Origin of the sequence: Kocuria sp. ZOR0020, from assembly GCF_000800955.1 — a bacterium.
Lineage (GTDB): Bacteria > Actinomycetota > Actinomycetes > Actinomycetales > Micrococcaceae > Kocuria > Kocuria subflava.
This window is the reverse complement of sequence record NZ_JROX01000092.1, coordinates 1-20,296: the sequence shown is the minus strand read 5'-3', so window position 1 is coordinate 20,296 and position 20,296 is coordinate 1. Positions and strand designations below refer to the sequence as shown.

Genomic DNA, 20,296 nt, shown 5'->3' with positions numbered 1-20,296 from the left:
GGATGCACCGACTCATCCGCCGCTCATGAAGAACTCACACGGTTGAGACACAACCGTGCACACATCTTTCAGAGACAGGAGCTACGCATGACCGTCACCCAAGTCACCACCTCAGCAGATGGCAACGTCACCGTGGAGAACTGCGTCACCAGTGGCACGTTTTCCCTGGACGGCGGAACATGGGACGTGGACAACAACGTCTGGATCGTCGGCACGGACACTGAGTGTTTTGTGATCGATCCTGCCCATGATCCCCAGGCCGTGGAACAAGCCGTCAACGGCCGCACCGTCAAGGGCATCCTGTTGACCCACGGTCACGACGACCACATTCGGGCTGTGAAGGACACGGCGCAGCGGGTTGGTGGGGAGATCCACCTGCACCCGGCGGACCGCATGCTCTGGGATGCCGTGCACCCCGACTCGGCCCCTGACCGTGAACTCGCGGACGGTCAGGTCTTCACCCTGGACGGAGTCGGCCTGACGGTCCTGACCACCCCCGGCCACTCGCCGGGTTCCGTGTGCTTCCACAGCCCGGAGTTGGGTGTGATGTTCTCCGGTGACACCTTGTTCCAAGGTGGTCCCGGCGCCACCGGGCGTTCCTATTCGGACTTCCCCACCATTGTGGACTCCATCCGGGAGCGCCTGCTGGTGTTGCCGGAGGAAACCGTGGTGCTGACGGGGCATGGTGACTCCACGCTGATCGGCACGGAGGCCCAGGACGTCCAGGAATGGCTGGCCCGCGGTCGCTGATCCGTGTCCTGCCGGCGCATGCCGGTCACCCGGCTCACACAGGGGGTGACCGGCGTGCGCTACGGGGAATGTCCATGGGCACGCGCCGGCGGCGGTCAATGAACAGAAAGGCCGTGGCCAACAGCAGGGCTGAGGCCAACACCGGCATCAGCGCCACTGTCTGATAGCCACCAACACCTGCCAGACCCGCAGCCGTGATCAAACCGGCAGCCAGTCCCAACTGGATCAACACGTGCGTGATGGCGCTCAGTCCGACCGTGAGACGCCTGGGGCTGATCAGCGGGACAATGCCGAACACTGCCACCAACGTGGGGCCTGTGGCGGCGCCGATCACGGCCAAAACCAACAGCATGCTGAAGGGGCCAGACGGCACTGACATCAGCATGGTGGCCAACACGGCAGCAGCTGCGCAGATGATCCACAAGTTCCAGGGTCGCCGGACGTCAAAGCCTGCCGTGATCACGGCGGAGATGGCGGAGAGCAATCCCAGGGCCGCGAATTGAGCGCCGATGCTCTCCACCACGTCAAAGCTGGCCGCAAAGTAGACCAGCCCGATCTGCACGGAGCCCCACAGCAGACCCAGCCATCCACCGCCCAGCATGGGCAGGAAGCGGACGAATCGGCGGGCACGGCGTCGTCGTCGTTCAGCGTTGTTGAGCCTCTTGCTGGCCGGAACCCACAGCGCGGTCCCCCACACAGGCAAACCCGCGGTCCGATGCAACAGCAGCACAGTGGTGCTCAACACCAGCAGACCAGAACCCACCATGATTCCCACCAGGGACCCTGCGGTGATGGCAATCATGCCTGCCACCAAGGCGCCCAGGACCATGGCCAGGGCGTCCATGACGGCTTCGTGGCGCATGGTCGAGGTGGTCAGGGAGAGATCCTTGTGTTCCCTGAGGATCGAAGGCCACCGCAGGCGTGTGGCAATCCCCAGCTGCGGGGAAGTTGCCCCCACCAACAAACACAGATACCAGGGCCAGGTGCCAAAGGGATCGTGGGCTTGGGCCACCAGTGCCTGGACCAGCCACAGGACGGCTGCCACCTGAACCACGGTCTGGGCCAATATGCCCCACTGGTAGTGCTTCCACGGGGCATACAGTGCTGTGACGCACGTGGAGATGGCATGGCCGAAGTAGACGCTGCCTGCACACAGTGCCCCCCACCAACCGGATCCTGAGGCCACGGCCACGTAGACCAGAACACTGAAGGGCATGATCACGCTGGGAAGTCGCACCAGCAGTGTGAGCACCAGGTACCAGCGACCCACCACGGACCGCAACCGCTGGGAGTCTCCGAAGAGGAGATCGTTGAGGGTGGTTCCGTTGTTCCACCCGTTGAACGTTGAGGTGTTGGTCAGCGGCACCAGCTGGCGTCGGTGCCCCGAGATTGACTCGGTGTCCTGGTCCCCATCGGGCAGCACGTCAGGTGTGCTGTGACCGTGCGGGTCCTGATTCGGGGACGATGTGAGTGGGTCGGACTCGGAGGTGCCGCCCGAAGGTTGGATCGAAGAACTGCTCACCGTGGATCCTTCCTCTGCAGCACGGGTGCTGCACGGCGGAGATCCTGCGTGCAGCACCGAGTGAACTCGACCTGCCCAGCGTACCGGGCAACGGCCCGTACTGAGGCACATGGACCATACTGGCGGGATGGCTTCCGTTGACCCCACCAGCACGTCCTCCACCAGCCCCGATGGCCCTCTGTTCTCAGCAGACGCCGCGTTTGACGGTTGCCTGCCGGACGTCCCGCAACGCCTTGCCGCTGTGTTGGAAGGCCTGGCTGTGGGTGAGCTCCGATCACAGGGCGCGAGCATTGCGGAGCAAGCCCAGAGCACGCCATACACGCTGTTGACGTTATTCACAGCGGACGGGCTGCTGGAGGCGTTGGAGTGGGCCAACGCCGGCCAACCGGCTGATGAGAACGCGTGTCTGTGGCTGGCCTACCTGCGGTGGCTTCGATCGCTGGAGGCCCCGTGGCCGGAGGCCGCACCATCGCCATTGCCCCGGTGGTTGGACGCCGCGGTGTCGAACGCCATCCTGGCTGGTGCCGGGGCCCGTGCCACCCGTCAGAGCCTGGAGGCCCTGAGCACTGGGGCCATGGGAGAGGTTGAGCGCCCCGTGCTGCCAGAAGCTCAAGAACCAGACGTTGTACTGCGCAGCGTGGTGCTGGGGCTGCTTCCCACGGGTTGGAAGTCCGTGACAGCCATGACCGTCAACGGTGCCGCCATCACTCACGGACACCCGGAGGCCCAGGTGGCTTCTGTGGGCGCGGCACTGATGGTGCAAGCCACCGCCACAGCCGCCCTGCGCGGCGATCCCCAGCCCGTCCATCGCGCCCTGAAGGCCACTGTGGAGATCCTGCCGCAGGTCACCCGGCCCGGGCATGCAACGGTGACGGCGCTTGAGGCCGTTCTCAGTTCAACACAGACACACACCCACGACGACGCAGCCGACCTGGGCACACCTGTTGGATCTGCCGACGCAGATGGAACCATGTCCATGGACGGCGCCGGTGACGAGTCCATGCCCGCAACCGGGGCCGCAAACATGCTGGCGGCAGGGATCAGGGCAGCTCTTGACCGTGAACTCCACGGTGGCTGCGTCCTGGACTATTCACCGGCCACGGATCCAGCGGTGGAGGCGTTGGCCTGTGCCCTGGCAGGTGCGGCCGGTGGTCTGACGGCACTCACTGGTGCGGGCCGACCGGCGGTTCCGGAGGCGCTGGTGGAGACCGTCCAACAGGTGGCTGCCCGGTGGGGTGAACAGTTGGGCGTGGCCACATCAGACTCGGTGTGATGCCAGGAGCCTGATCACAGGCCACACCGCCATCAACCCGGAGGCTGGCCCACTGCGGCCCACGCTCAGCGCTTGAGCAAGCGCCGAAGCCGGGTGTCGATCCATTCATCGGCGCGGGTCACGGCCTGATTGACCTGGGCGGTGTCCATGTCCTGCACCAACGTGTAGGCCACGGACTGCATGGGCACAATCCGAGCATGCAGGCGCGCACGCCGCATGATGTTCGGGTCCAGAACTGCATCCAAGGTGTCCCACCCAAAGCACAATGCCAGGGAGGCGACGTCCTGCGCCGCGTCCCCCATACAGGCGTGGTCCCAATCAATCACGCCGGACAGCTCCCTGCCCTGCCACAACATGTTGTGACTCATCAGGTCAGAGTGGACCAACCGCGGGGTGACCACATCCAGGTCAGCAAGGTCGTGAATGGCTTCCCGTGCCAGCTCCCGGTTGCGGGGAAGCAGCAACGGCACCACTTCATCAAGGATCACGTGGCGGCGGCGGTGCCCTCCCCAATGCTGGCCCGGCCGATCCAGATAGGACTCAAACCCTGATGTGTCCGTGTCCCACAGTTGCTCCAGCAGGTGCTTGAGCGTCTCAGCGGGAACATCCGAGGTCCGGTGGGAGCCCTCCACCCAGGTCAGACCGACTGCCGTGTGGCCTTTGACGGTCTTGGTTTCCGTCAATGGCCGCGGTATCTGGAAGTCGTACTCCGGCAGTCGCCGCAACACTTCACTGCGGCGGGCCAGGTTGGCACGCGCCGCCGGGTTCTTGGCGATCCGGACGGATATGCGTTTGTCGATCTCCACCACAAGGTGGGAGGAACCGGTGGGAACCACCGACCACCGCGTGCAGTCGCTGCGCTCCCCCAAATCCTCCAGGACGGCATCCACCACGTCCGCAAAAGGCATCATGCGCCGCAAGGCTTGGGCTACCACGGCGGATCCTCAAGCCTGGAACCATCACGCGCATTCACCTGGGCCGGATGGCACCCCTGATCTCCCAGAACAGCCACCACGTGGGGCAGCAGATCCCGCATGGCTTGCCCGCGATGGCTGATGGCGTTCTTCTGACTGCGGGTCAGCTGCGCGCAGGAAACCTCCATGCCTTCTGGCTGAAAGATGGGATCGTAGCCGAACCCGCCGTCGCCAGCCGGCTGGTGCAGCAAGGTGCCCTTGAGCACTCCGTGTTCCACGTGCTCCAAACCGCTGGGAGTCACCAAGGCTGCTGCACACACGAACGCACCAGTGCGGTAGGGATCTGCAATGTCACCCAGTTGGGCCAGCAGCAGGTCAAGATTTGCTTGGTCATCCCCGTGGCGTCCGGCCCACCGGGCGGAGAAGATCCCAGGCGCACCCCCCAGGACGTCCACGGACAGGCCCGAATCATCCGCCACAGCCGGCAATCCGGAGGCAGCGGCTGCCGCACGTGCCTTGATCAGTGCGTTCTGGCGGAAACTGAGACCGTCCTCCACGGCCTCCGGCAGGCCCAAAGATCCTGCGTCCACAACAGCGGTTTCCACGTCCAGTTCAGGCAGCGCGTGAGCAATCATGCTGCGCAGTTCAGCCAACTTGCCCTGGTTGTGCGTGGCCAGGACCAGACGTGCACCTGAATCCGGGTCAGGCATGGCCGCCATCTCCCAAGGTGGCCTGCTGGATCTGCGCCAGCTCCGCACAGCCCTCCACCGCCAGATCCAACAAACCGTCCAACTCATCCCGGTTGAACGGAGCACCCTCTGCGGTGCCCTGAACCTCCACAAAGGCACCGCTGCCTGTGATGACCACGTTCATGTCCGTCTCGGCCCGTACATCCTCCGGATACGGAAGATCCAGCATGGGCACGCCGTCGATGATTCCCACGGACACGGCAGCAACGGAGTCGGTCAGCGGACGTCCCTTGACCAGACCCTCCTTGCGGGCCCAGGCCATGGCTTCTGCCAGTGCCACATAGGCGCCCGTGATGGCTGCGGTGCGCGTGCCGCCGTCGGCCTGCAAAACGTCGCAGTCCAGCACCACGGTGTTTTCACCCAGTGCGTGAAGGTCAATCACGGCGCGCAGGGAGCGCCCGATCAGGCGTGAAATCTCGTGGGTTCTACCGCCCACCTTGCCCTTGATGGACTCGCGCTGCGACCGCGTGGAGGTGGCGCGCGGCAACATGGCGTATTCGGCGGTGACCCAACCGCGACCCTCTCCGCGCATCCAGCGCGGCACGCCTTCCGTGACGGATGCGGTGCACAGCACCCTGGTGCCGCCGAACTCGATCAAGGCAGAGCCTTCAGCTTGTTGCGACCATCCGCGGGTGATGGTGATGGGTCGCAGCTCGTTGACTGCCCGTCCATCTGCTCGCCGGAAATCAGTGGATGCAGTCGCGCTCTGGGAAGGTTGGGGGCTCATGTGTCCCACAATAGACCGGCACACGGTGGTGACCAACGTGAGCCATCCGCAGCCCACCACGGGCTGCGTCAAACCGTCAGCGCCGGGACCCGATCCCGGCACGGGTGCCGGGATTCACAGCGCGCCCCGCACGTCGGTCGCCATCGGCAACAATCCGGAACGTGGTGGCCGGCTGGGCCAAGGCGATGGGACCGTCATAGGCGGAGGCGGCCTCGATCACGGCCTTGGTGGGTGAGTTCCACACCGGGATGTGCGTGAGCATCAACTCATCCACTTCTGCTTCCTGCGCAGCCTGTCCGGCACGCAACCCGGTGAGGTGAACGTCGCGGTACTCGTCGCGCCCCTCCTGGTAGGCGGCCTCGCATAGGAACAGGTCGGCGTGGCGGGCCGCACGAACCAATCCCTCGCAGGAGTCTGTGTCCCCCGAGTAGGTCAGCACGCTGCTGCCCTGGGCGCCGTCGTATTCAATCCGCAGCGCATAAGGATCCTGGACCGGGTGGTTGACCCGATACGGGGTGATTCGGAACGGACCGATGTCAACGGTCTGTTCATCCTGCCATTCGCTGAAGACGAATTCGGTGGACATGCCCGGATCAGCGTCCATGGCCTGAGCTGCTGCCAAGTACTCGTGGGTGCCGTTGGGCGCCCAGACCGGGATCCGGTCCCCGGGCCATCCGCGCGGATCCCATTTGACGGCCACGTGCAATCCGGCCAGATCCACGCAGTGATCAGGGTGCAGGTGGCTGATGATCACTGCATCCAGTTCATGAAGGTCGATGTGGCGCTGCAGAGAACCCAGGGAACCATTGCCCATGTCCATCAGCACGTGCCACACGCGACCGTCGTGGTCCGTGCCGGTGAGCAGGTAGCTGGAGGCAGGTGAGTCCGGGCCCGCAAAGGATCCGGTGCAACCGATGACTGTCAGGTTCATGCTGATGTACCTTCCGATTTCACTGGGTGCAGGGCCTCGTCGCGCGCAACGGCCAGCATTTCCGGGGTGATCGTGGACAGGGAGCCCGTGGGGAACTGTTCGGCCACTGAACCCACATGGCGCACATGCGCCACCTCCGGGCCCAGGAACCGCCGGGCCAGAACCGCAAATGGCTCAGGGTCACCGGTCGCCAGGAACTCGTGTGGCTCTGCGGGAGCCTGGGTTCGGGCGAGGTCATGACCGACCAACGCCCGGAAGACGTCCTTTGCCGTCTCTTCTGCACTTGATACCAAGGTCACGCCCTCACCCATCACGTAGGAGATGACACCGGTCAGCAGCGGGTAGTGCGTGCATCCCAGAACCAGGGTGTCCACCTGCTGATCCAACAACGGGGCCAGGTACTCCTGGGCGGTGGCCAGAACCTCCGGTCCGGTGGTCACACCGGACTCGACGAACGGGACGAACCGCGGGCAGGCCTGTGAGTGGATCTCCAGTTGCGGAGCCGCGGCAAAAGTGTCCTCGTAGGCGCGTGAACCAACTGTTGCCTGGGTGGCAATCACTCCGACCTTGCCGTTGCGTGTGGAGGCCACGGCCCGGCGAACTGCCGGTTGGATGACTTCCACCACGGGAATGCCGTAGGTGTGGGTGTAACGCTCCCGGGCATCACGCAGCACCGCAGCCGATGCAGTGTTGCAGGCGATGACCAGCAGCTTCACGCCACTGTCCACCAGCTCATCCATGATCCGCAGGGCATGGGCCCGGACATCGGCAATGGGCAGCGGACCATATGGTCCGTGCTGGGTGTCACCCACATAGATGATGCGCTCATTGGGCAGCTGATCGATGATGGCCCGAGCCACAGTGAGCCCACCCACCCCGGAGTCGAACACGCCAATGGGTGCGTCCGCCACGGGACGCACCACAGGACGGTCCCCCTCGACCGGAATGCGTGATTCTGAGTGCATAGGATTCACAGGCTAGTGGGAAGTCTGCACATTGCTTGCAATCCGAGACGCACCTCACTTCATGAATGAGACGTGAATCACGGGTGAACGTGATCCCCCGGCAAATCCATGAGCATGGCCTCCACCAAGGAGTTCTGCAGCCAGGAGACAAATCCGTACACCACGGCCATGTAAGTCTGGGAGTCCTCAATCTTCCGCACCCTGACCTGGGAGGCGATCTTCTCCACCCGGCGGGCGTCCTCCTCCGAGTCGATCTCCAACCGAGTGGCCAGCACCAGCCGGACGTCGTTGAGTGCTCGGGAGAAGTCCTGGATGGCAGCGCCCTCCAGCTGCACGGGATCGTGTTCCACTTCCATGGCCGAACGGCGTAACGCGCCCACTTTTTCCTCCCGCAGGGACCGCTCCGTGTAGCGGCGGAACTCCTGCGAGCGCTGCTCGTCCGAGCTGGCATTGGGCAGCAGCCGGTGCACGGCAGGATCCCTGGGGACCTGGGCGTCGTCGGTCAACCCCAGCAGTGCTTCCAGAGGATCGTGGGTGCCGTCAATGGAAGCGTCGTCCAGGTCCTCGGGTTCGAGCATGGAGATGACGTCCTCGAACAGGCGACGCAGCAGGCCGCGTTCCTGCTGGTCCAAACGGGCGATCATCCCGTGGGGAGTGGAACGGAAACCTTGTGCCATCAGGCACCACCTCCGGGGGTCTGCGAGCCGTTGGATGATCCACCGGCACGCTCGTACGTGGCCCAGAGCCCGAATCCGTGGAGGGCGGCCACGTGCTGTTCTGCCTGTTCCAGGGACCCGGATGCCACCACGGCCCGGCCGTTGGTGTGAACTTCCAGCATCAGGCGGTGCGCCTTGGCCTGGGAAAAACCGAAGTAGGTGCGGAAAACCCAGGTCACCCAACTCATCAGGTTCACGGGATCGTCCCAGACCACCACCTGCCAAGGGGTGTCCGTGGCTGTGGCTTCCGTGGCGTGGGTTTCCGGCCGTTGATCCAGTGCCGGCCCAGCCGTGATGAGCCCACCGGCCGGGACCACGGACGGGGCTTGGACCTTGATGCGGCGGCTGGGCGTGTGGGCACCGCAGGCGACGGCGCGGGTGTGGTCAAGGGAAGTCATGATCCCTCCATCGTAGGCGGGGATGCCAATGATCGTAGGCGGGGGTGCCAATAGCCGTAGGCGGGATGCCAATGGTGGTGGGCGGGGACGCCGGTGGTGGTCTGCGGGGCCCGGGGTCAGCGGTTGCGGATACAGTGGCACCTGTGAACGCGAACACTTCCACGTGGAGCCCGGCACCCACCGCGCTGCTGACCGACCACTACGAACTCACCATGCTGCAAGCCGCCTTGCGTGACGGCACCGCACTGCGTCGCAGCGTGTTCGAGGTCTTCTCCCGCAGACTCTCCAACGGGCGCCGCTACGGCATCGTGGCCGGAACCGGACGTTTCTTGGAGGGACTGGCCCAGTTCCGCTTCCACGGCGAACGCCTGGAGTTCCTGGAACGCACCGGGGTGGTTGATGCCACCACTGCGCAGTGGCTGGCTGATTTCCGTTTCAGCGGGCAGATCCAGGGTTACGCCGAAGGTGATGCTTGGTTCCCCAATTCCCCGATCCTGCGTGTGGATGGCACCTTTGCCGAGGCCTGCATGCTGGAGACCTACATCCTCTCCGTGCTCAACTACGATTCCGCCGTGGCTTCTGCGGCCTCCCGCATGACCTCGGCTGCAGGTGAGCGCCCGTGCCTGGAGATGGGTTCACGCCGGGCCCATGACGAGGCCGCCGTGGCCGCCGCCCGAGCCGCCGTGATCGCAGGCTTCACCGGCACGTCCAATCTGGAAGCCGGTTACCGCTACGGGGTCAAGACCATTGGTACCGCGGCCCATTCCTTCACCCTGTTGCACAACGACGAGCAGTCCGCCTTCCGCTCACAGTTGGAGGCACAGGGGCTGGGCACCACACTGTTGGTGGACACCTACGACGTCGACGCCGCCGTTCGCAAGGCCGTGGAACTGGGCGGTCCCGAACTGGGCGCGGTGCGCCTGGACTCCGGGGACCTGGTGGCCCAGGCGGGACGGGTGCGCGATCTGTTGGATTCGCTGGGCAACACCAAGACCCGCATCACGGTCACCTCCGATTTGGACGAATACGCGATCGCCAGTCTGGCTGCCGCTCCCGTGGATGCTTACGGAGTGGGCACCCGCCTGGTCACCGGTTCCGGTGTTCCCACCTCTTCCATGGTCTACAAGCTGGTGGCACGCGAGAACTCCGCCGGTGAGTTGGAGCCGGTGGCCAAGAAGGCAGCCGGCAAAGGTTCGGTGGGTGGCCGCAAGACCGCGCTGCGTCGTCGTGATGCCCACGGTGTGGCCACCCACGAAATCGTGGGCGTGGACACGGTCCCCGTGGACGACGGCGATGACCGCCCCCTCATGGAAACCTTTGTGCGCGACGGCGAGCTGGTGGATGGTTGGACCGGCCCGGCGGCGGTGGAACGTGCCCGCCAACGGCATGCCGCCACCATGGCTGAGCTACCGCGCGCCGCCAGCCGCCTGTCCGAAGGTGAGGCCGTGATTCCCACGGTCCTGGAATCCTGACCACCACCGCACATCTGAAGGGTGTGAAACTTTTCATGCGCACCGCATTGATTGTTGTTGACGTTCAGAACGACTTCTGCGAGGGCGGCAGCCTGGCCGTGACCGGAGGCGCTGCCACTGCAGGAGCGATCTCCGAGTTCATTGAGGACCACCACCCCGATTATCACGCGATCGTGGCCACCCAGGACTGGCACGTGGACCCGGGATCGCACTTCTCCGAAACCCCCGACTACGTGGACTCCTGGCCTGTGCATTGCGTGGCGGACACGGACGGGGCAGAACCGCACGCCGAATTCGAGACCGACCGGATTGAGGCCTGGTTCCGCAAGGGCGAGTTCGAGGCCGCCTATTCAGGCTTTGAAGGGGTCCTGGCACCTGAGACCTCCACTCCCCTGGGTGCCTTTGAGGAGGAGTCCGCTGACGACGACGGATTCGCCAACACCGAGGAATCTGCCGAAGACGAGGCCCGTGACGCCTCTGCAGACGGTCAGGCTCAAGGTTTGGACGACTGGTTGCAGGAGCGCGGAATCGAGGCCGTGGACATCGTGGGAATCGCCACAGACCACTGCGTGCGCGCCACCGCCCAGGACGCAGTGGATGCCCGATACGAGACACGGGTGCTGGCAGATCTCACGGCAGCGGTCTCACCGCAGAACCTGGAGCCGGTGTTGGAGGCCCTGGAAGATGCAGGCGTGGAGGTGGTCCGTGACTGATGGGTGCGCGGGTCCTTGAACGTTGGTGAGTCAGACTGAACTGCAGCCTGTCTGCGCGTGCGCGCAGGCAGGCTTCATTTCCTCCCGATGAACCAGTTCTGCATCTTGGCCAGTCGAGCTTCCAGCTGTTCCTGGGTGGCCTGAGCCACTGCGGGCCCACCACAGGCCCGGCGAAGTTCATTGTGGATCACGCCGTGCGGTTTCCCGGTCCTGGCCGACCACGCGGAAACGTTCTTGGACAGTTGCTGACGCAGTTCCTTCATCCGACGGTGATCCGGTACGGAGGGGGCCGCGGCTTCCTGCGGTGCCGGGCTGGAGGACCGTCGCCGAGCATGTTTGGACTGGCGCTCCCGCAGCAGTGTGGTCACCTGATCGGCATCCAGCAACCCGGGGATGCCCAGGTAATCCGCTTCCTCATCCGACCCGGCTGCCACACCCCCGCCGAACTCGCCGCCGTCAAACAGCACCCCGTGGAATGAAGCATCCGATTCCAGAGCCTTGAAACTGCCGTCGGCAAGCTCCGAGGACGCAGCCTCTGAGCGGTTGGCGGCCGCCAATTCGTCGTCGTCCCAGCCCGTCTCTGCCAAGTCGATGAACTCGCCGGACTCCTGAACCGGACGGTCCAGGGCGTGATCGCGCTCATGCTCCATGGAGTTGGCATGGCCCATGAGAACAGGTACGGAGGGCAGGAACACGGAAGCGATCTCACCGCGTTTGCGTGCGCGGACAAAACGCCCCACGGCCTGGGCGAAGAACAGCGGGGTGGAGGTTGAGGTGGCGTACACACCCACGGCCAACCGCGGCACGTCCACGCCTTCGGAGACCATGCGCACGGCCACCATCCACCGCTGGTCGCCTTCGGAGAACTCCTCGATCCGCTGGGAGGCCGCCTTGTCGTCGGACAGCACCACGGTGGGCTTCTGCCCGGTGATGGCCTGCAACAACGCTGCATAGGCCTTGGCATCCTGATGATCGGTGGCAATCACTAAGGCACCGGCGTCGGGAACGGTGCGTCGGACCTCGGAGAGGCGACGATCCGCACCTTGCAGGACCGCGGGAATCCACTGGCCTTCCGGGGAGAGCGCTGTTCTCCAGGCGTGGCCGGTGATGGACTTCGTGAAACCGTCGCCCAGTTCCGCGGCCATCTCTTCCCCCGCGGAGGTCCGCCACCGCATCTGGCCCGAGTAGGCCATGAAGATCACCGGACGTACCACGTGGTCCTTCAGGGCATCCCCGTAGCCATAGGTGTAATCGGCTGATGACCTCCGAATGCCTTCCGCATCCTCCTTGTAGGTCACGAACGGAATGGGAGCGGTGTCCGAGCGGAACGGTGTGCCAGTCAGGGCCAAACGCCGCGTGGCGGGTTCAAAGGCCTCTCGCAGACCATCACCCCAGGACAGGGCATCACCGGCGTGGTGGATCTCATCCATGATCACCAATGTGCGTCCCTGCTCCGTGCGGGCCCGGTGCAGCAGCGGCTTCATGCCCACCTGCGCGTAGGTCAAGGCCACACCGATGTAACCCTGGGCGTGCTGACCATCTGCATTCTTGAAGTTGGGGTCGATGGCCAGGCCCACCCGCGCTGCGGCGTCGGCCCACTGGCGTTTGAGGTGTTCGGTGGGGCACACCACGGTGATGCGGTTGATGCTGCCGCGGTCCACCAACTCGCGTGCCAGACGCAGTGCAAAAGTGGTCTTGCCGGCGCCGGGGGTCGCCACGGCCATGAAATCACGCGGCTGTGTGGCGAAGTACTTCTCCAGTGCCTCCGCCTGCCAGGCGCGCAGCTTTCCCGCAGTGCCCCAGGCTGCACGCTCCGGGTAGGCCGGAGGCATCTCAGCGGCCGGGCCACCGAACAACGTGGGCTGCATGTCATCGGACACGGGCAGTGAAGGACCTTTCAAAAGAGCATGTCAAACCCTGCCGAGCGTCCAATGCGGGTGGCTCTGAGGGTCCGGAATCGTCCGAAGTTGGACGCTCGGCGTGAGGGTCCGGCGGGACGGGTCACTCGCCGCCGTCCTGCGGGGAACGCAGGCCGTCGTAGATTTCCTTGCAGGTGGGGCACACCGGGAATTTGTTGGGGTCCCGCCCAGGCACCCAGACCTTGCCGCACAGTGCGATGACCGGATCCCCGGAAAGAGCCGACTCCATGATCTTCTCCTTGCGCACGTAATGCGCGAATCTCTCATGATCACCCGGTTCGGTCAGCTCGCGGGTCTCCTCACGCTCAATGGTGGAGGTTCCGCCCACGGGCTCGTTGGAGGTGGACCGGGTGAACGGCCAGGGGCCTGCCACGGGCATGGTGTGATCGTGGGAAGTCATGCCGGTCAGTGTACTCGCCAACCCTCACGGATCACGGGTGGTCAAAGTCACCGGTAGGAGGAGACCGTGCTCAACAGCTCAGGTGCACGGGCGTCAACCCACTTGCCACCCAGCCAGATGCCGCCGGCACACACAGCAGGAGCCACAAGCGCACCCACCACCAGACCCAGCCAGCCCCACATGGGATTGCCCGTGACCATCTGGACCACCAGAAAAACGGCGGCAGGTACCGTGAACAGCGCCATGACCAGCACGGCCGCCATTTGAGCCAAGATGTTGAGCACGGTGAATCCCTGCGGGGTCTTGAACGGTGACTGGCCAGGCAACGGCACCGGAAAGGTGTACCGGGCGGAGATCACGGAACTGATGCCGGCCCCACCCAGCAACGCCAACAGCCCCACCCCGGTCAACCCCGGCAGCAGATGCCAGGCATCACTGAACATGCACGCCAGCACCAGCGCCAGCCCGGTCAACGGCACACCGGGCAGCAGCATGCCGATCACCCGGCCCAGACGATCCTCCCAACCGCGCACGCCGGTGAGGACGTGCAGGGCGAATCCTTTGTGGTCGTAGGCAACATCAGCCGAAATCGCATAGGCCATCAGGAATCCCACGAATGGCCCGGCGAACAACAACATGCCCATGCCGCCACTGGAGCTGATCCAGAACACCAGGAACATCACGGGGATCACCACCAGGGATCCTGAATACCGCGGGTCCTTGACCCAGTAGATCAAGCTGCGCGCAGCAACCGTGCCCCACGGCCGTGCGGGAACCCGGTCCAGCAGCCCCGCACCGTGAACTTGTTTGGCACTGCCTGTGGCCGCAGATCCTGTGACCTGTTCCAGTGACGTACGCAGTGCCCGGTTCCACAGCGCTGCCAGCGCCGCGCCGGTCAAGACCACGACGCCGATTCGCGCGGCCGCCATCACCCAGGAACCTGCTGCGATGTCTGCAGGAATGGCCCACAACGCGCCCACAGGGGTCCAGGCGAGCACTGCCGCCACGGAGTACAGGCTCTCGCCCAAGCTCCCCACACCGGCCATGACGGCGGTGATCATGGGCCCGGCCAACATCAGCATCACCAGGAACAGCAGTGTGATGGCTTCGCCCACTCGGCGCTTGGCGGCCATGCGCTCAGCCAGTGCGGTGAAACACCGATTGCCCAGGATCATCAGCACCCAACCGACCGGCATCAGCAACAGGGCCGTGATCAATGCCGCCGGTTGTTCGCGCCACATGGTGGCGTGCAGAACCAGTCCGATGGCGGTGACGGGGCCAGCAATACCCACCAGGGCACCCAGGACCTGCCCCAGGGCAATACCCGTCCGAGGCAGAGGGAACAGTGCGAACTGGCTGGCGTGCAACGTGGCATCTGCCCTGCCGGAGACGATGGAGAATACCCACCACAGCACGGTGCCCGCTGCACCGGTCACAACCGCCGTGGCCAGAACACCTTCCGGCGGCAGGATGTTGGGTACGGAGACCAGCATGAAGCCGAATATCAGCATCATGGCCAGGCCCCACAGAGCGCCCAGCACCACACCCACGATCACGGCCGGGCTGCGGGTCAACGTGGCCCAGGTCAACCGTGCCTTGAGGCTCACGAGGTGGCGCGCCGTGGCCGCCGTGGAGGGCCCGCGGGACACCCGGGGAATGTCCCGGGCAGTGGAGACGGGTTCGGGCTTCACCGGGGGCGCAGCCATGACAGCTCCTCCCCCACGTGCGTGCGGCCACCCACCAAGTCCACAAAGGTGTCCTCCAAGGATTTCTCCCTGCGCACCTGATCCACCGTTCCGGCAGCAAGCAGTCGTCCGTTGTCCACAACCGCCACGTGGTCGCACATGCGCTGCACCAGATCCATGACGTGGCTGGAGACGATCACCGTGCCGCCCGCGCGGGCAAAGCCCTGCAGCAATTCACGGATGTTGGCCGCAGACACGGGGTCAACGGCCTCAAACGGTTCATCCAGCACCAGCAATCCAGGTGCATGCACCAGGGCGGCTGCAAGCATCACCTTCTTGCGCATGCCGGCGGAGTAGTCCTGAACGGGAGTTCCGGCGTCGTCGCTCAAATCCATGGCGCCCAGAAGATCATCCGTGCGCTGAGCCACCGTGGCCCGGTCCATCCCACGCAACAATCCGGCATAGGTGACCAGTTGACGCCCGGAGAGCCGTTCAAAGAAGGTCATGCCGTCCGGCAGCACCCCCATGGCCATCTTGGCTCGGCGCGAATCCGCCCAGACGTCGATCCCGGAGACCATGGCCACACCTTCCGTGGGGCGCAACAGACCGGTCAGCATGGACAGAGCCGTGGTCTTGCCGGCACCGTTACGGCCCACCAACCCGTAGAACGCCCCGTGCGGCACCTCCAGGTTCAACCGGTTCACCGCCACCTTGGAGCGCTCCGTACCCGGTGAGAACACCTTGGTCAGCCCCCTGAGACTGACCGCCATGGAGGAATCAGGCGGCGTGGCCCACGGTGGTCCGGACTGATGGTGAGGATGCGGATCAGCGGTGGTGTGGCTCATGCCTCCAGGCTATCCAGTGGCTTCACCTACACCATCGGCCAGAAGTATGACGCAACCTGGATCAGAACAAGGCGCGCATCAACTGGGAGCGAGCCGCCACCACTCGGGGATCCTCCGCACCCACCACACCGAACAGATCGATCAAACGCTTGCGCACGGTCTCCCGGTCCTCCCCGGCCGTGCGGCGGACAAGATTCAGCAGCCGCCGGAATGCATCCTCCACGTGCCCACCGGAGAGGTCCAGGTCAGCCACGTCCAACTGGGCCTTGAGGTCATCCGGGGAGGCCGCCGCGGCATCCCGGACGGCCTGGGCATCCATGACCGTCACCCGCTGCAGCAGCTCCACCTGGGCCATGGCCAACTTGGCCTGGGTGTCCCCGGGGTTCTCCCGGATGGCCTGCTCATACGCGGCATGGGCACCGTCCAGGTCACCGGCCTCCAGCTTGTCCACGGCTTCCTGGTGCAGCGGCGGCAGCGGTTCGGGCTCACTCTGCTCGGCGGTGGGCTCAACCTGTCCGCTGACCCCGTTCTGCTGGGCCAGGCTCAACAGTTCCTGCAGCACCGGACCCACCTGGTCCATGGGGATGGCCGACTGTGCAATCGGGACCGGACGTCCACCAATCAGTGCCACCACCGTGGGAATCGACTGCGCCTGCAGCGCTTGGGCGATCTCCGGAACCTTCTCGACGTCGACGCCGCTGAGCACCATCCGACCATCGAGCTGATCGATCTGGGCGGCCAGCTGATCTGCGAACTGCCCCGACTCAGGTGCGTAGCCCGCCGTCAGGACCAAGACCACCGGCACCTGGGAGGACAACTCCGCCACGGCCTGGAACTGCTGGGGATCGGCAATGTCCCTGCGGAACCGGCCGGGCCCAGCTGATGGAGCCGAAGCACTCTGTGAGGCCTCCGCCGCTGGGGCACTGTTGGCACCTGCCCCCAGATCCATGGCACCGCGCACCGAGGCGGGCACTGATTGAGCATCCCCTGCTGCCTGGGCGGGGTGCTGGCCGGAGTGGTGGGACAGGTTCTGGGGGTTCAAACTCATGGGCATCAGCTTAGTCGGGGCCCGACGCCCTCACGGTTGCCGGTTGCACAGGTTCGCGCACCGGGAACGGGGCCGGTGGTGAGCAGGAACCGCCCTGCAACCGTTGCTGCCTGTTGCGATGGCCGACCGGCGCCGTGCGCTGTGTCAGACTGTCCGCCGTGCGTGTTGTGATCGCTGACTGCTCCGTTGACTACCAAGGCCGGCTGACGGCCCATCTGCCGCTGGCCCGCCGCCTGCTGATCATCAAGGCGGACGGCTCCGTGTTGGTGCATTCCGACGGCGGCAGCTACAAGCCCCTGAACTGGATGTCTCCACCCGCCAGGCTCTCCACCTCAGAACCCACGGAGGACCAATCCGCGGTGGGTGTCCAAGAGGTCTGGACGGTCTCCGCCACCAAGTCCGATGACGTCTTGAAGATCCTGATCCATGAGACTCATGAGGAAATCGCCCATGATCTGGGTGTTGACCCGGGACTGACCAAGGACGGCGTGGAAGCCGATCTGCAACGATTGTTGGCCGAGCAGATCGATCTGGTGGGTGAAGGTTCCACGCTGATCCGGCGTGAATACCCCACAGCGATCGGGCCCGTGGACATCCTGGCCCGTGACGCCAAGGGCGCCACCATTGCCATCGAACTCAAACGCCGCGGTGACATCGACGGTGTGGAGCAGCTGACCCGCTACCTGGAACTGCTCAACCGCGATCCCCGGCTTGCGCCGGTCCGTGGCATATTCGCCGCCCAGCAGATCAAGCCCCAGGCCAAGGTCTTGGCCACTGACCGCGGGATCTCCTGCCTGACACTGGACTACGACGCCATGCGCGACGTCGACGACAAGGACGCTCGCCTGTTCTGAACCAGGCACGTTTGACAGTGAAATGACCACCTGCTCGCGATGCAGGTGGTCATTTCACTGTCACAGGCGATGCTCTCAGTAGAGCGGTGAGGCCATGTGCCGTTCCACCGCGACACCGGCGTTGGTCAGGTTCTCCACAAAGTTCTCATACCCGCGATCGATGTGCCCGACCCCGTTGACCTCCGTGGCGCCATCAGCACGCATGCCGGCAATCACCAGGGCAGCACCGGCACGGATGTCCTTGGCCTCCACGGGCGCACCGGAGAGCTTGTCAACGCCATCCAGCCAGGCATGGTGTCCGTCAAGGCGGACGTGGGCACCCAGGCGTTCCAGCTCAGCTGTGAAACCCCACCGGGCCTCGAACACGTTCTCCGTGATCATCCCGGAGCCCTCCGCTACGGCGTTCATGGCGACGGCGAACGGTTGCAGATCCGTGGGGAAGCCCGGATACGGGAAGGTGGAAATGTTCACGGCCTTGGGCCGGGACGGGCCCTGCACCTGGAAACCGTCCTCCAGCTCGGTGATCTCACATCCGGCGCTGCGCAGCTTGTCCAGGACCAGGCTCAGATGGGAGGACTCTGCGCCCTTCACATGGACCGAACCGCCGGTGATGGCGGCCGCAAAGGCCCACGTTCCAGCCACAATCCGGTCCGGCACGGTGCGATGGACCACCGACTGCAGGGCTTCAACGCCCGTGATGGTCAGCGTTGAACTGCCCACTCCCTCGATCTGGGCACCCATGGCCATGAGCATCTGGCAGATGTCCACAATCTCCGGCTCACGCGCCACGTTCTCCAGAACCGTGGTGCCTTTGGCCAGAGTTGCTGCCGTCATCAGGTTCTCCGTGGCGCCCACGGATGGGTAGGACAGGTGGTACTCAGCACCCGTGAGCTCATGTTCCACCGTGGCCTTTAAGTAACCGGCTTCCGTGCGGAACCGGGCACCCATGGTTTCCAGCCCGGCGCGGTGCATGTCCAGACCCCGGGTGCCGATGGCATCTCCACCAGGCAAAGCCACTTCAGCGGCATGGCAACGGGCAATCAACGGCCCTAGAACGGACACGGAGGCCCGCATGGCCCGGACCAGGTCGTAATCGGCCTGGTGGTGTAGCTGCTCGGGGACGTCGATGTCCACCCAACGTTCGCCCTTGTTGTAGTTCACCTGGCAGCCCAGACGCCGCAGCAGCTCAGCCATGATGGAAACGTCATCGATCTCCGGAACATTGGTGATCCGGGACTTGCCCACCGCCAGCAGAGTGGCTGCCATCAGCTTCAGCACGCTGTTCTTGGCCCCGTAAACAGGCAGCACGCCGTTGACCGCCGTGGGTCCGTGGACAACGATCTTTTCTTCCATGCTTCTTCTCCTGCTTCAGGCCGTCAGAACTCTCGCCCACACTGTACGGCCGGTCAAAGCTCACTGAACTGATTTGGCCACGTTGAACTGATTTGGCCACGTTGAACTGATTTGGCCACTCGGAGCTGAACTGGCCTCACTGAACTGCACTGGCCTCACTGAACTGCACTGGCGGTGTCGACGCGATCACGTCGACACCGCCAGCAGGTCAGGTGCTTCATATCACCGGGACACCCCGATCAGGCGTGTGCCCCCGGTGCCTCGTAGTGGTCGGCCACGATGGTCACGCGGTTGCCGTCGACGGAGACGAATCCGCCGTCGATCTGACCCTCGATGCGCTGCCCGTCCACCGGGTCGATCACAACCCGACCGGGAACCAGCACACCGGCAGTCGCCACGTGCCCCGACAGGATGCCGAGGTCACCGTCCGTGGTGCGCACGATGACCTGACGGGCCTCGCCGTTCCACACAGATTCGGAGAGCTCAACGATCTCAACGATCAACGGAGCAGCCATGATCACTTCTCTCCGGTGGAGCGCTTGATCTCGTCCCACTTGGCCATGACATCGTTCAGGCCACCGACGTTGTAGAACGCCTGTTCCGGAACGTGGTCCAGCTCGCCGTCGCAGATCTTCTTGAAGGAGTCGATGGTCTCCGCAACCGGGACCGTGGAGCCCTCCACACCGGTGAACTGCAACGCGGTGTAGGTGTTCTGTGAGAGGAACTGCTCGATGCGGCGGGCGCGGGAAACCACGACCTTCTGCTCTTCGGAGAGTTCTTCCACACCCAGGATGGCGATGATGTCCTGCAGTTCCTTGTTCTCCTGCAGGATCGACTTCACACGGGTTGCGACGTCGTAGTGCTCCTGGCCCACGTACTGCGGGTCGAGGATACGGGAGGTCGAAGCCAGCGGGTCGATCGCGGGGTACAGACCACGGGAGGCGATGTCACGCGAGAGGTTGGTGGTGGCATCCAGGTGCGCGAACGTGGTGGCCGGAGCCGGGTCCGTGTAGTCATCGGCGGGCACGTAGATCGCCTGCATGGAGGTGATCGAGTGGCCAC

Annotated in this window: 20 protein-coding genes and 1 pseudogene; 5 read left to right on the top strand and 16 right to left on the bottom strand. The window is 64.7% G+C overall.

Annotated elements, in window-relative coordinates:
* The first annotated feature begins 87 nt into the window (after positions 1 to 87).
* On the top strand, positions 88 to 750 hold the full coding sequence (locus L979_RS06305; RefSeq protein WP_052209588.1) for an MBL fold metallo-hydrolase: 663 nt from the start codon (positions 88 to 90) through the stop codon (positions 748 to 750).
* A gap of 34 nt (positions 751 to 784) precedes the next feature.
* Here the strand turns inward: L979_RS06305 and L979_RS06300 are convergent, their stop codons facing one another.
* Entirely contained in the window at positions 785 to 2,272 is a 1,488-nt protein-coding gene (locus L979_RS06300; RefSeq protein WP_156125447.1) for a hypothetical protein, read from the bottom strand.
* A 127-nt stretch (positions 2,273 to 2,399) separates the two neighbouring features.
* Here L979_RS06300 and L979_RS14520 point away from each other — a divergent pair, with 127 nt between their 5' ends.
* On the top strand, positions 2,400 to 3,545 hold the full coding sequence (locus tag L979_RS14520; RefSeq protein WP_052209587.1) for an ADP-ribosylglycohydrolase family protein: 1,146 nt from the start codon (positions 2,400 to 2,402) through the stop codon (positions 3,543 to 3,545).
* A 65-nt stretch (positions 3,546 to 3,610) separates the two neighbouring features.
* Here the strand turns inward: L979_RS14520 and L979_RS06290 are convergent, their stop codons facing one another.
* From L979_RS06290 to clpS, 7 genes are all read right to left on the bottom strand, one after another.
* Positions 3,611 to 4,480: a phosphotransferase family protein gene (locus L979_RS06290; protein ID WP_081993931.1), complete on the bottom strand. Its 870-nt coding sequence runs from the start codon at positions 4,478 to 4,480 to the stop codon at positions 3,611 to 3,613.
* Positions 4,474 to 5,169 carry an RdgB/HAM1 family non-canonical purine NTP pyrophosphatase gene (gene rdgB, locus L979_RS06285; protein WP_081993934.1) on the bottom strand — a complete coding sequence of 232 codons (696 nt, stop codon included), beginning with the start codon at positions 5,167 to 5,169 and terminating at the stop codon, positions 4,474 to 4,476. Before rdgB ends, L979_RS06290 begins: the two co-directional genes overlap by 7 nt.
* Complete coding sequence (gene rph, locus L979_RS06280; RefSeq protein WP_047690598.1) at positions 5,162 to 5,935, bottom strand: ribonuclease PH; 774 nt, start codon at positions 5,933 to 5,935, stop codon at positions 5,162 to 5,164. Before rph ends, rdgB begins: the two co-directional genes overlap by 8 nt.
* 76 nt (positions 5,936 to 6,011) lie before the next feature.
* Positions 6,012 to 6,866 carry an MBL fold metallo-hydrolase gene (locus tag L979_RS06275; RefSeq protein ID WP_052209585.1) on the bottom strand — a complete coding sequence of 285 codons (855 nt, stop codon included), beginning with the start codon at positions 6,864 to 6,866 and terminating at the stop codon, positions 6,012 to 6,014.
* A complete protein-coding gene (gene murI / locus L979_RS06270) occupies positions 6,863 to 7,831 on the bottom strand; it encodes a glutamate racemase (RefSeq protein ID WP_052209584.1) in 969 nt (322 codons plus the stop codon). The genes L979_RS06275 and murI overlap by 4 nt, the downstream gene beginning before the upstream one ends.
* 77 nt (positions 7,832 to 7,908) lie before the next feature.
* The gene (locus L979_RS06265; protein ID WP_047690531.1) at positions 7,909 to 8,508 is read right to left on the bottom strand and encodes a DUF2017 domain-containing protein; all 600 of its coding nucleotides are present in this window, start codon (positions 8,506 to 8,508) and stop codon (positions 7,909 to 7,911) included.
* Complete coding sequence (clpS, locus tag L979_RS06260; protein WP_081993929.1) at positions 8,508 to 8,945, bottom strand: ATP-dependent Clp protease adapter ClpS; 438 nt, start codon at positions 8,943 to 8,945, stop codon at positions 8,508 to 8,510. The genes L979_RS06265 and clpS overlap by 1 nt, the downstream gene beginning before the upstream one ends.
* A 143-nt stretch (positions 8,946 to 9,088) precedes the next feature.
* On the opposite strand from clpS, the gene L979_RS06255 reads away from it, so the two are divergent.
* Positions 9,089 to 10,417, top strand: coding sequence for a nicotinate phosphoribosyltransferase (locus tag L979_RS06255; protein ID WP_047690589.1), 1,329 nt, complete (start codon positions 9,089 to 9,091; stop codon positions 10,415 to 10,417).
* A 35-nt stretch (positions 10,418 to 10,452) separates the two neighbouring features.
* A complete protein-coding gene (locus L979_RS06250; RefSeq protein WP_047690587.1) occupies positions 10,453 to 11,130 on the top strand; it encodes an isochorismatase family protein in 678 nt (225 codons plus the stop codon).
* Between the two features lie 74 nt (positions 11,131 to 11,204).
* On the opposite strand, the gene L979_RS06245 is transcribed toward L979_RS06250, so the two are convergent.
* From L979_RS06245 to L979_RS06225, 5 genes are all read right to left on the bottom strand, one after another.
* A complete protein-coding gene (locus L979_RS06245; RefSeq protein ID WP_047690584.1) occupies positions 11,205 to 12,998 on the bottom strand; it encodes a DEAD/DEAH box helicase in 1,794 nt (597 codons plus the stop codon).
* 133 nt (positions 12,999 to 13,131) lie between these two features.
* Positions 13,132 to 13,428 carry a DUF3039 domain-containing protein gene (locus L979_RS06240; RefSeq protein ID WP_052209593.1) on the bottom strand — a complete coding sequence of 99 codons (297 nt, stop codon included), beginning with the start codon at positions 13,426 to 13,428 and terminating at the stop codon, positions 13,132 to 13,134.
* A gap of 68 nt (positions 13,429 to 13,496) precedes the next feature.
* Positions 13,497 to 15,155, bottom strand: coding sequence for a hypothetical protein (locus L979_RS06235; protein WP_052209583.1), 1,659 nt, complete (start codon positions 15,153 to 15,155; stop codon positions 13,497 to 13,499).
* The gene (locus L979_RS06230; protein ID WP_052209582.1) at positions 15,137 to 15,979 is read right to left on the bottom strand and encodes an ABC transporter ATP-binding protein; all 843 of its coding nucleotides are present in this window, start codon (positions 15,977 to 15,979) and stop codon (positions 15,137 to 15,139) included. Before L979_RS06230 ends, L979_RS06235 begins: the two co-directional genes overlap by 19 nt.
* A gap of 61 nt (positions 15,980 to 16,040) precedes the next feature.
* The gene (locus tag L979_RS06225) at positions 16,041 to 17,027 is read right to left on the bottom strand and encodes a tetratricopeptide repeat protein (protein ID WP_231559424.1); all 987 of its coding nucleotides are present in this window, start codon (positions 17,025 to 17,027) and stop codon (positions 16,041 to 16,043) included.
* 158 nt (positions 17,028 to 17,185) lie between these two features.
* Between L979_RS06225 and nucS the strand changes: the two genes are divergently transcribed.
* On the top strand, positions 17,186 to 17,881 hold the full coding sequence (gene nucS, locus L979_RS06220) for an endonuclease NucS (protein WP_047690575.1): 696 nt from the start codon (positions 17,186 to 17,188) through the stop codon (positions 17,879 to 17,881).
* A gap of 75 nt (positions 17,882 to 17,956) precedes the next feature.
* Here the strand turns inward: nucS and murA are convergent, their stop codons facing one another.
* The 3 genes and pseudogenes from murA to L979_RS06205 all read right to left on the bottom strand — a co-directional run.
* The gene (gene murA, locus L979_RS06215; protein WP_047690526.1) at positions 17,957 to 19,234 is read right to left on the bottom strand and encodes a UDP-N-acetylglucosamine 1-carboxyvinyltransferase; all 1,278 of its coding nucleotides are present in this window, start codon (positions 19,232 to 19,234) and stop codon (positions 17,957 to 17,959) included.
* Positions 19,235 to 19,473: 239 nt separating this feature from the next.
* Positions 19,474 to 19,749, bottom strand: a complete 276-nt coding sequence (locus L979_RS06210) for a F0F1 ATP synthase subunit epsilon (protein WP_047690572.1) — start codon at positions 19,747 to 19,749, stop codon at positions 19,474 to 19,476.
* 2 nt (positions 19,750 to 19,751) lie between these two features.
* Positions 19,752 to 20,296: pseudogene (locus tag L979_RS06205) on the bottom strand (F0F1 ATP synthase subunit beta); the annotation flags it as partial.

Coding starts and splice junctions, on each gene's coding strand:
- L979_RS06305 (WP_052209588.1), top strand. CDS start 88: ATGACCGTCACCCAAGTCACCACCTCAGCAGATGGCAACGTCACCGTG.
- L979_RS14520 (WP_052209587.1), top strand. CDS start 2,400: ATGGCTTCCGTTGACCCCACCAGCACGTCCTCCACCAGCCCCGATGGC.
- rdgB (WP_081993934.1), bottom strand. CDS start 5,169: ATGCCTGACCCGGATTCAGGTGCACGTCTGGTCCTGGCCACGCACAAC.
- rph (WP_047690598.1), bottom strand. CDS start 5,935: ATGAGCCCCCAACCTTCCCAGAGCGCGACTGCATCCACTGATTTCCGG.
- L979_RS06275 (WP_052209585.1), bottom strand. CDS start 6,866: ATGAACCTGACAGTCATCGGTTGCACCGGATCCTTTGCGGGCCCGGAC.
- murI (WP_052209584.1), bottom strand. CDS start 7,831: ATGCACTCAGAATCACGCATTCCGGTCGAGGGGGACCGTCCTGTGGTG.
- L979_RS06265 (WP_047690531.1), bottom strand. CDS start 8,508: ATGGCACAAGGTTTCCGTTCCACTCCCCACGGGATGATCGCCCGTTTG.
- clpS (WP_081993929.1), bottom strand. CDS start 8,945: ATGACTTCCCTTGACCACACCCGCGCCGTCGCCTGCGGTGCCCACACG.
- L979_RS06250 (WP_047690587.1), top strand. CDS start 10,453: ATGCGCACCGCATTGATTGTTGTTGACGTTCAGAACGACTTCTGCGAG.
- L979_RS06245 (WP_047690584.1), bottom strand. CDS start 12,998: ATGCAGCCCACGTTGTTCGGTGGCCCGGCCGCTGAGATGCCTCCGGCC.
- L979_RS06240 (WP_052209593.1), bottom strand. CDS start 13,428: ATGCCCGTGGCAGGCCCCTGGCCGTTCACCCGGTCCACCTCCAACGAG.
- L979_RS06235 (WP_052209583.1), bottom strand. CDS start 15,155: ATGGCTGCGCCCCCGGTGAAGCCCGAACCCGTCTCCACTGCCCGGGAC.
- L979_RS06230 (WP_052209582.1), bottom strand. CDS start 15,979: ATGAGCCACACCACCGCTGATCCGCATCCTCACCATCAGTCCGGACCA.
- L979_RS06225 (WP_231559424.1), bottom strand. CDS start 17,027: ATGAGTTTGAACCCCCAGAACCTGTCCCACCACTCCGGCCAGCACCCC.
- murA (WP_047690526.1), bottom strand. CDS start 19,234: ATGGAAGAAAAGATCGTTGTCCACGGACCCACGGCGGTCAACGGCGTG.
- L979_RS06210 (WP_047690572.1), bottom strand. CDS start 19,749: ATGGCTGCTCCGTTGATCGTTGAGATCGTTGAGCTCTCCGAATCTGTG.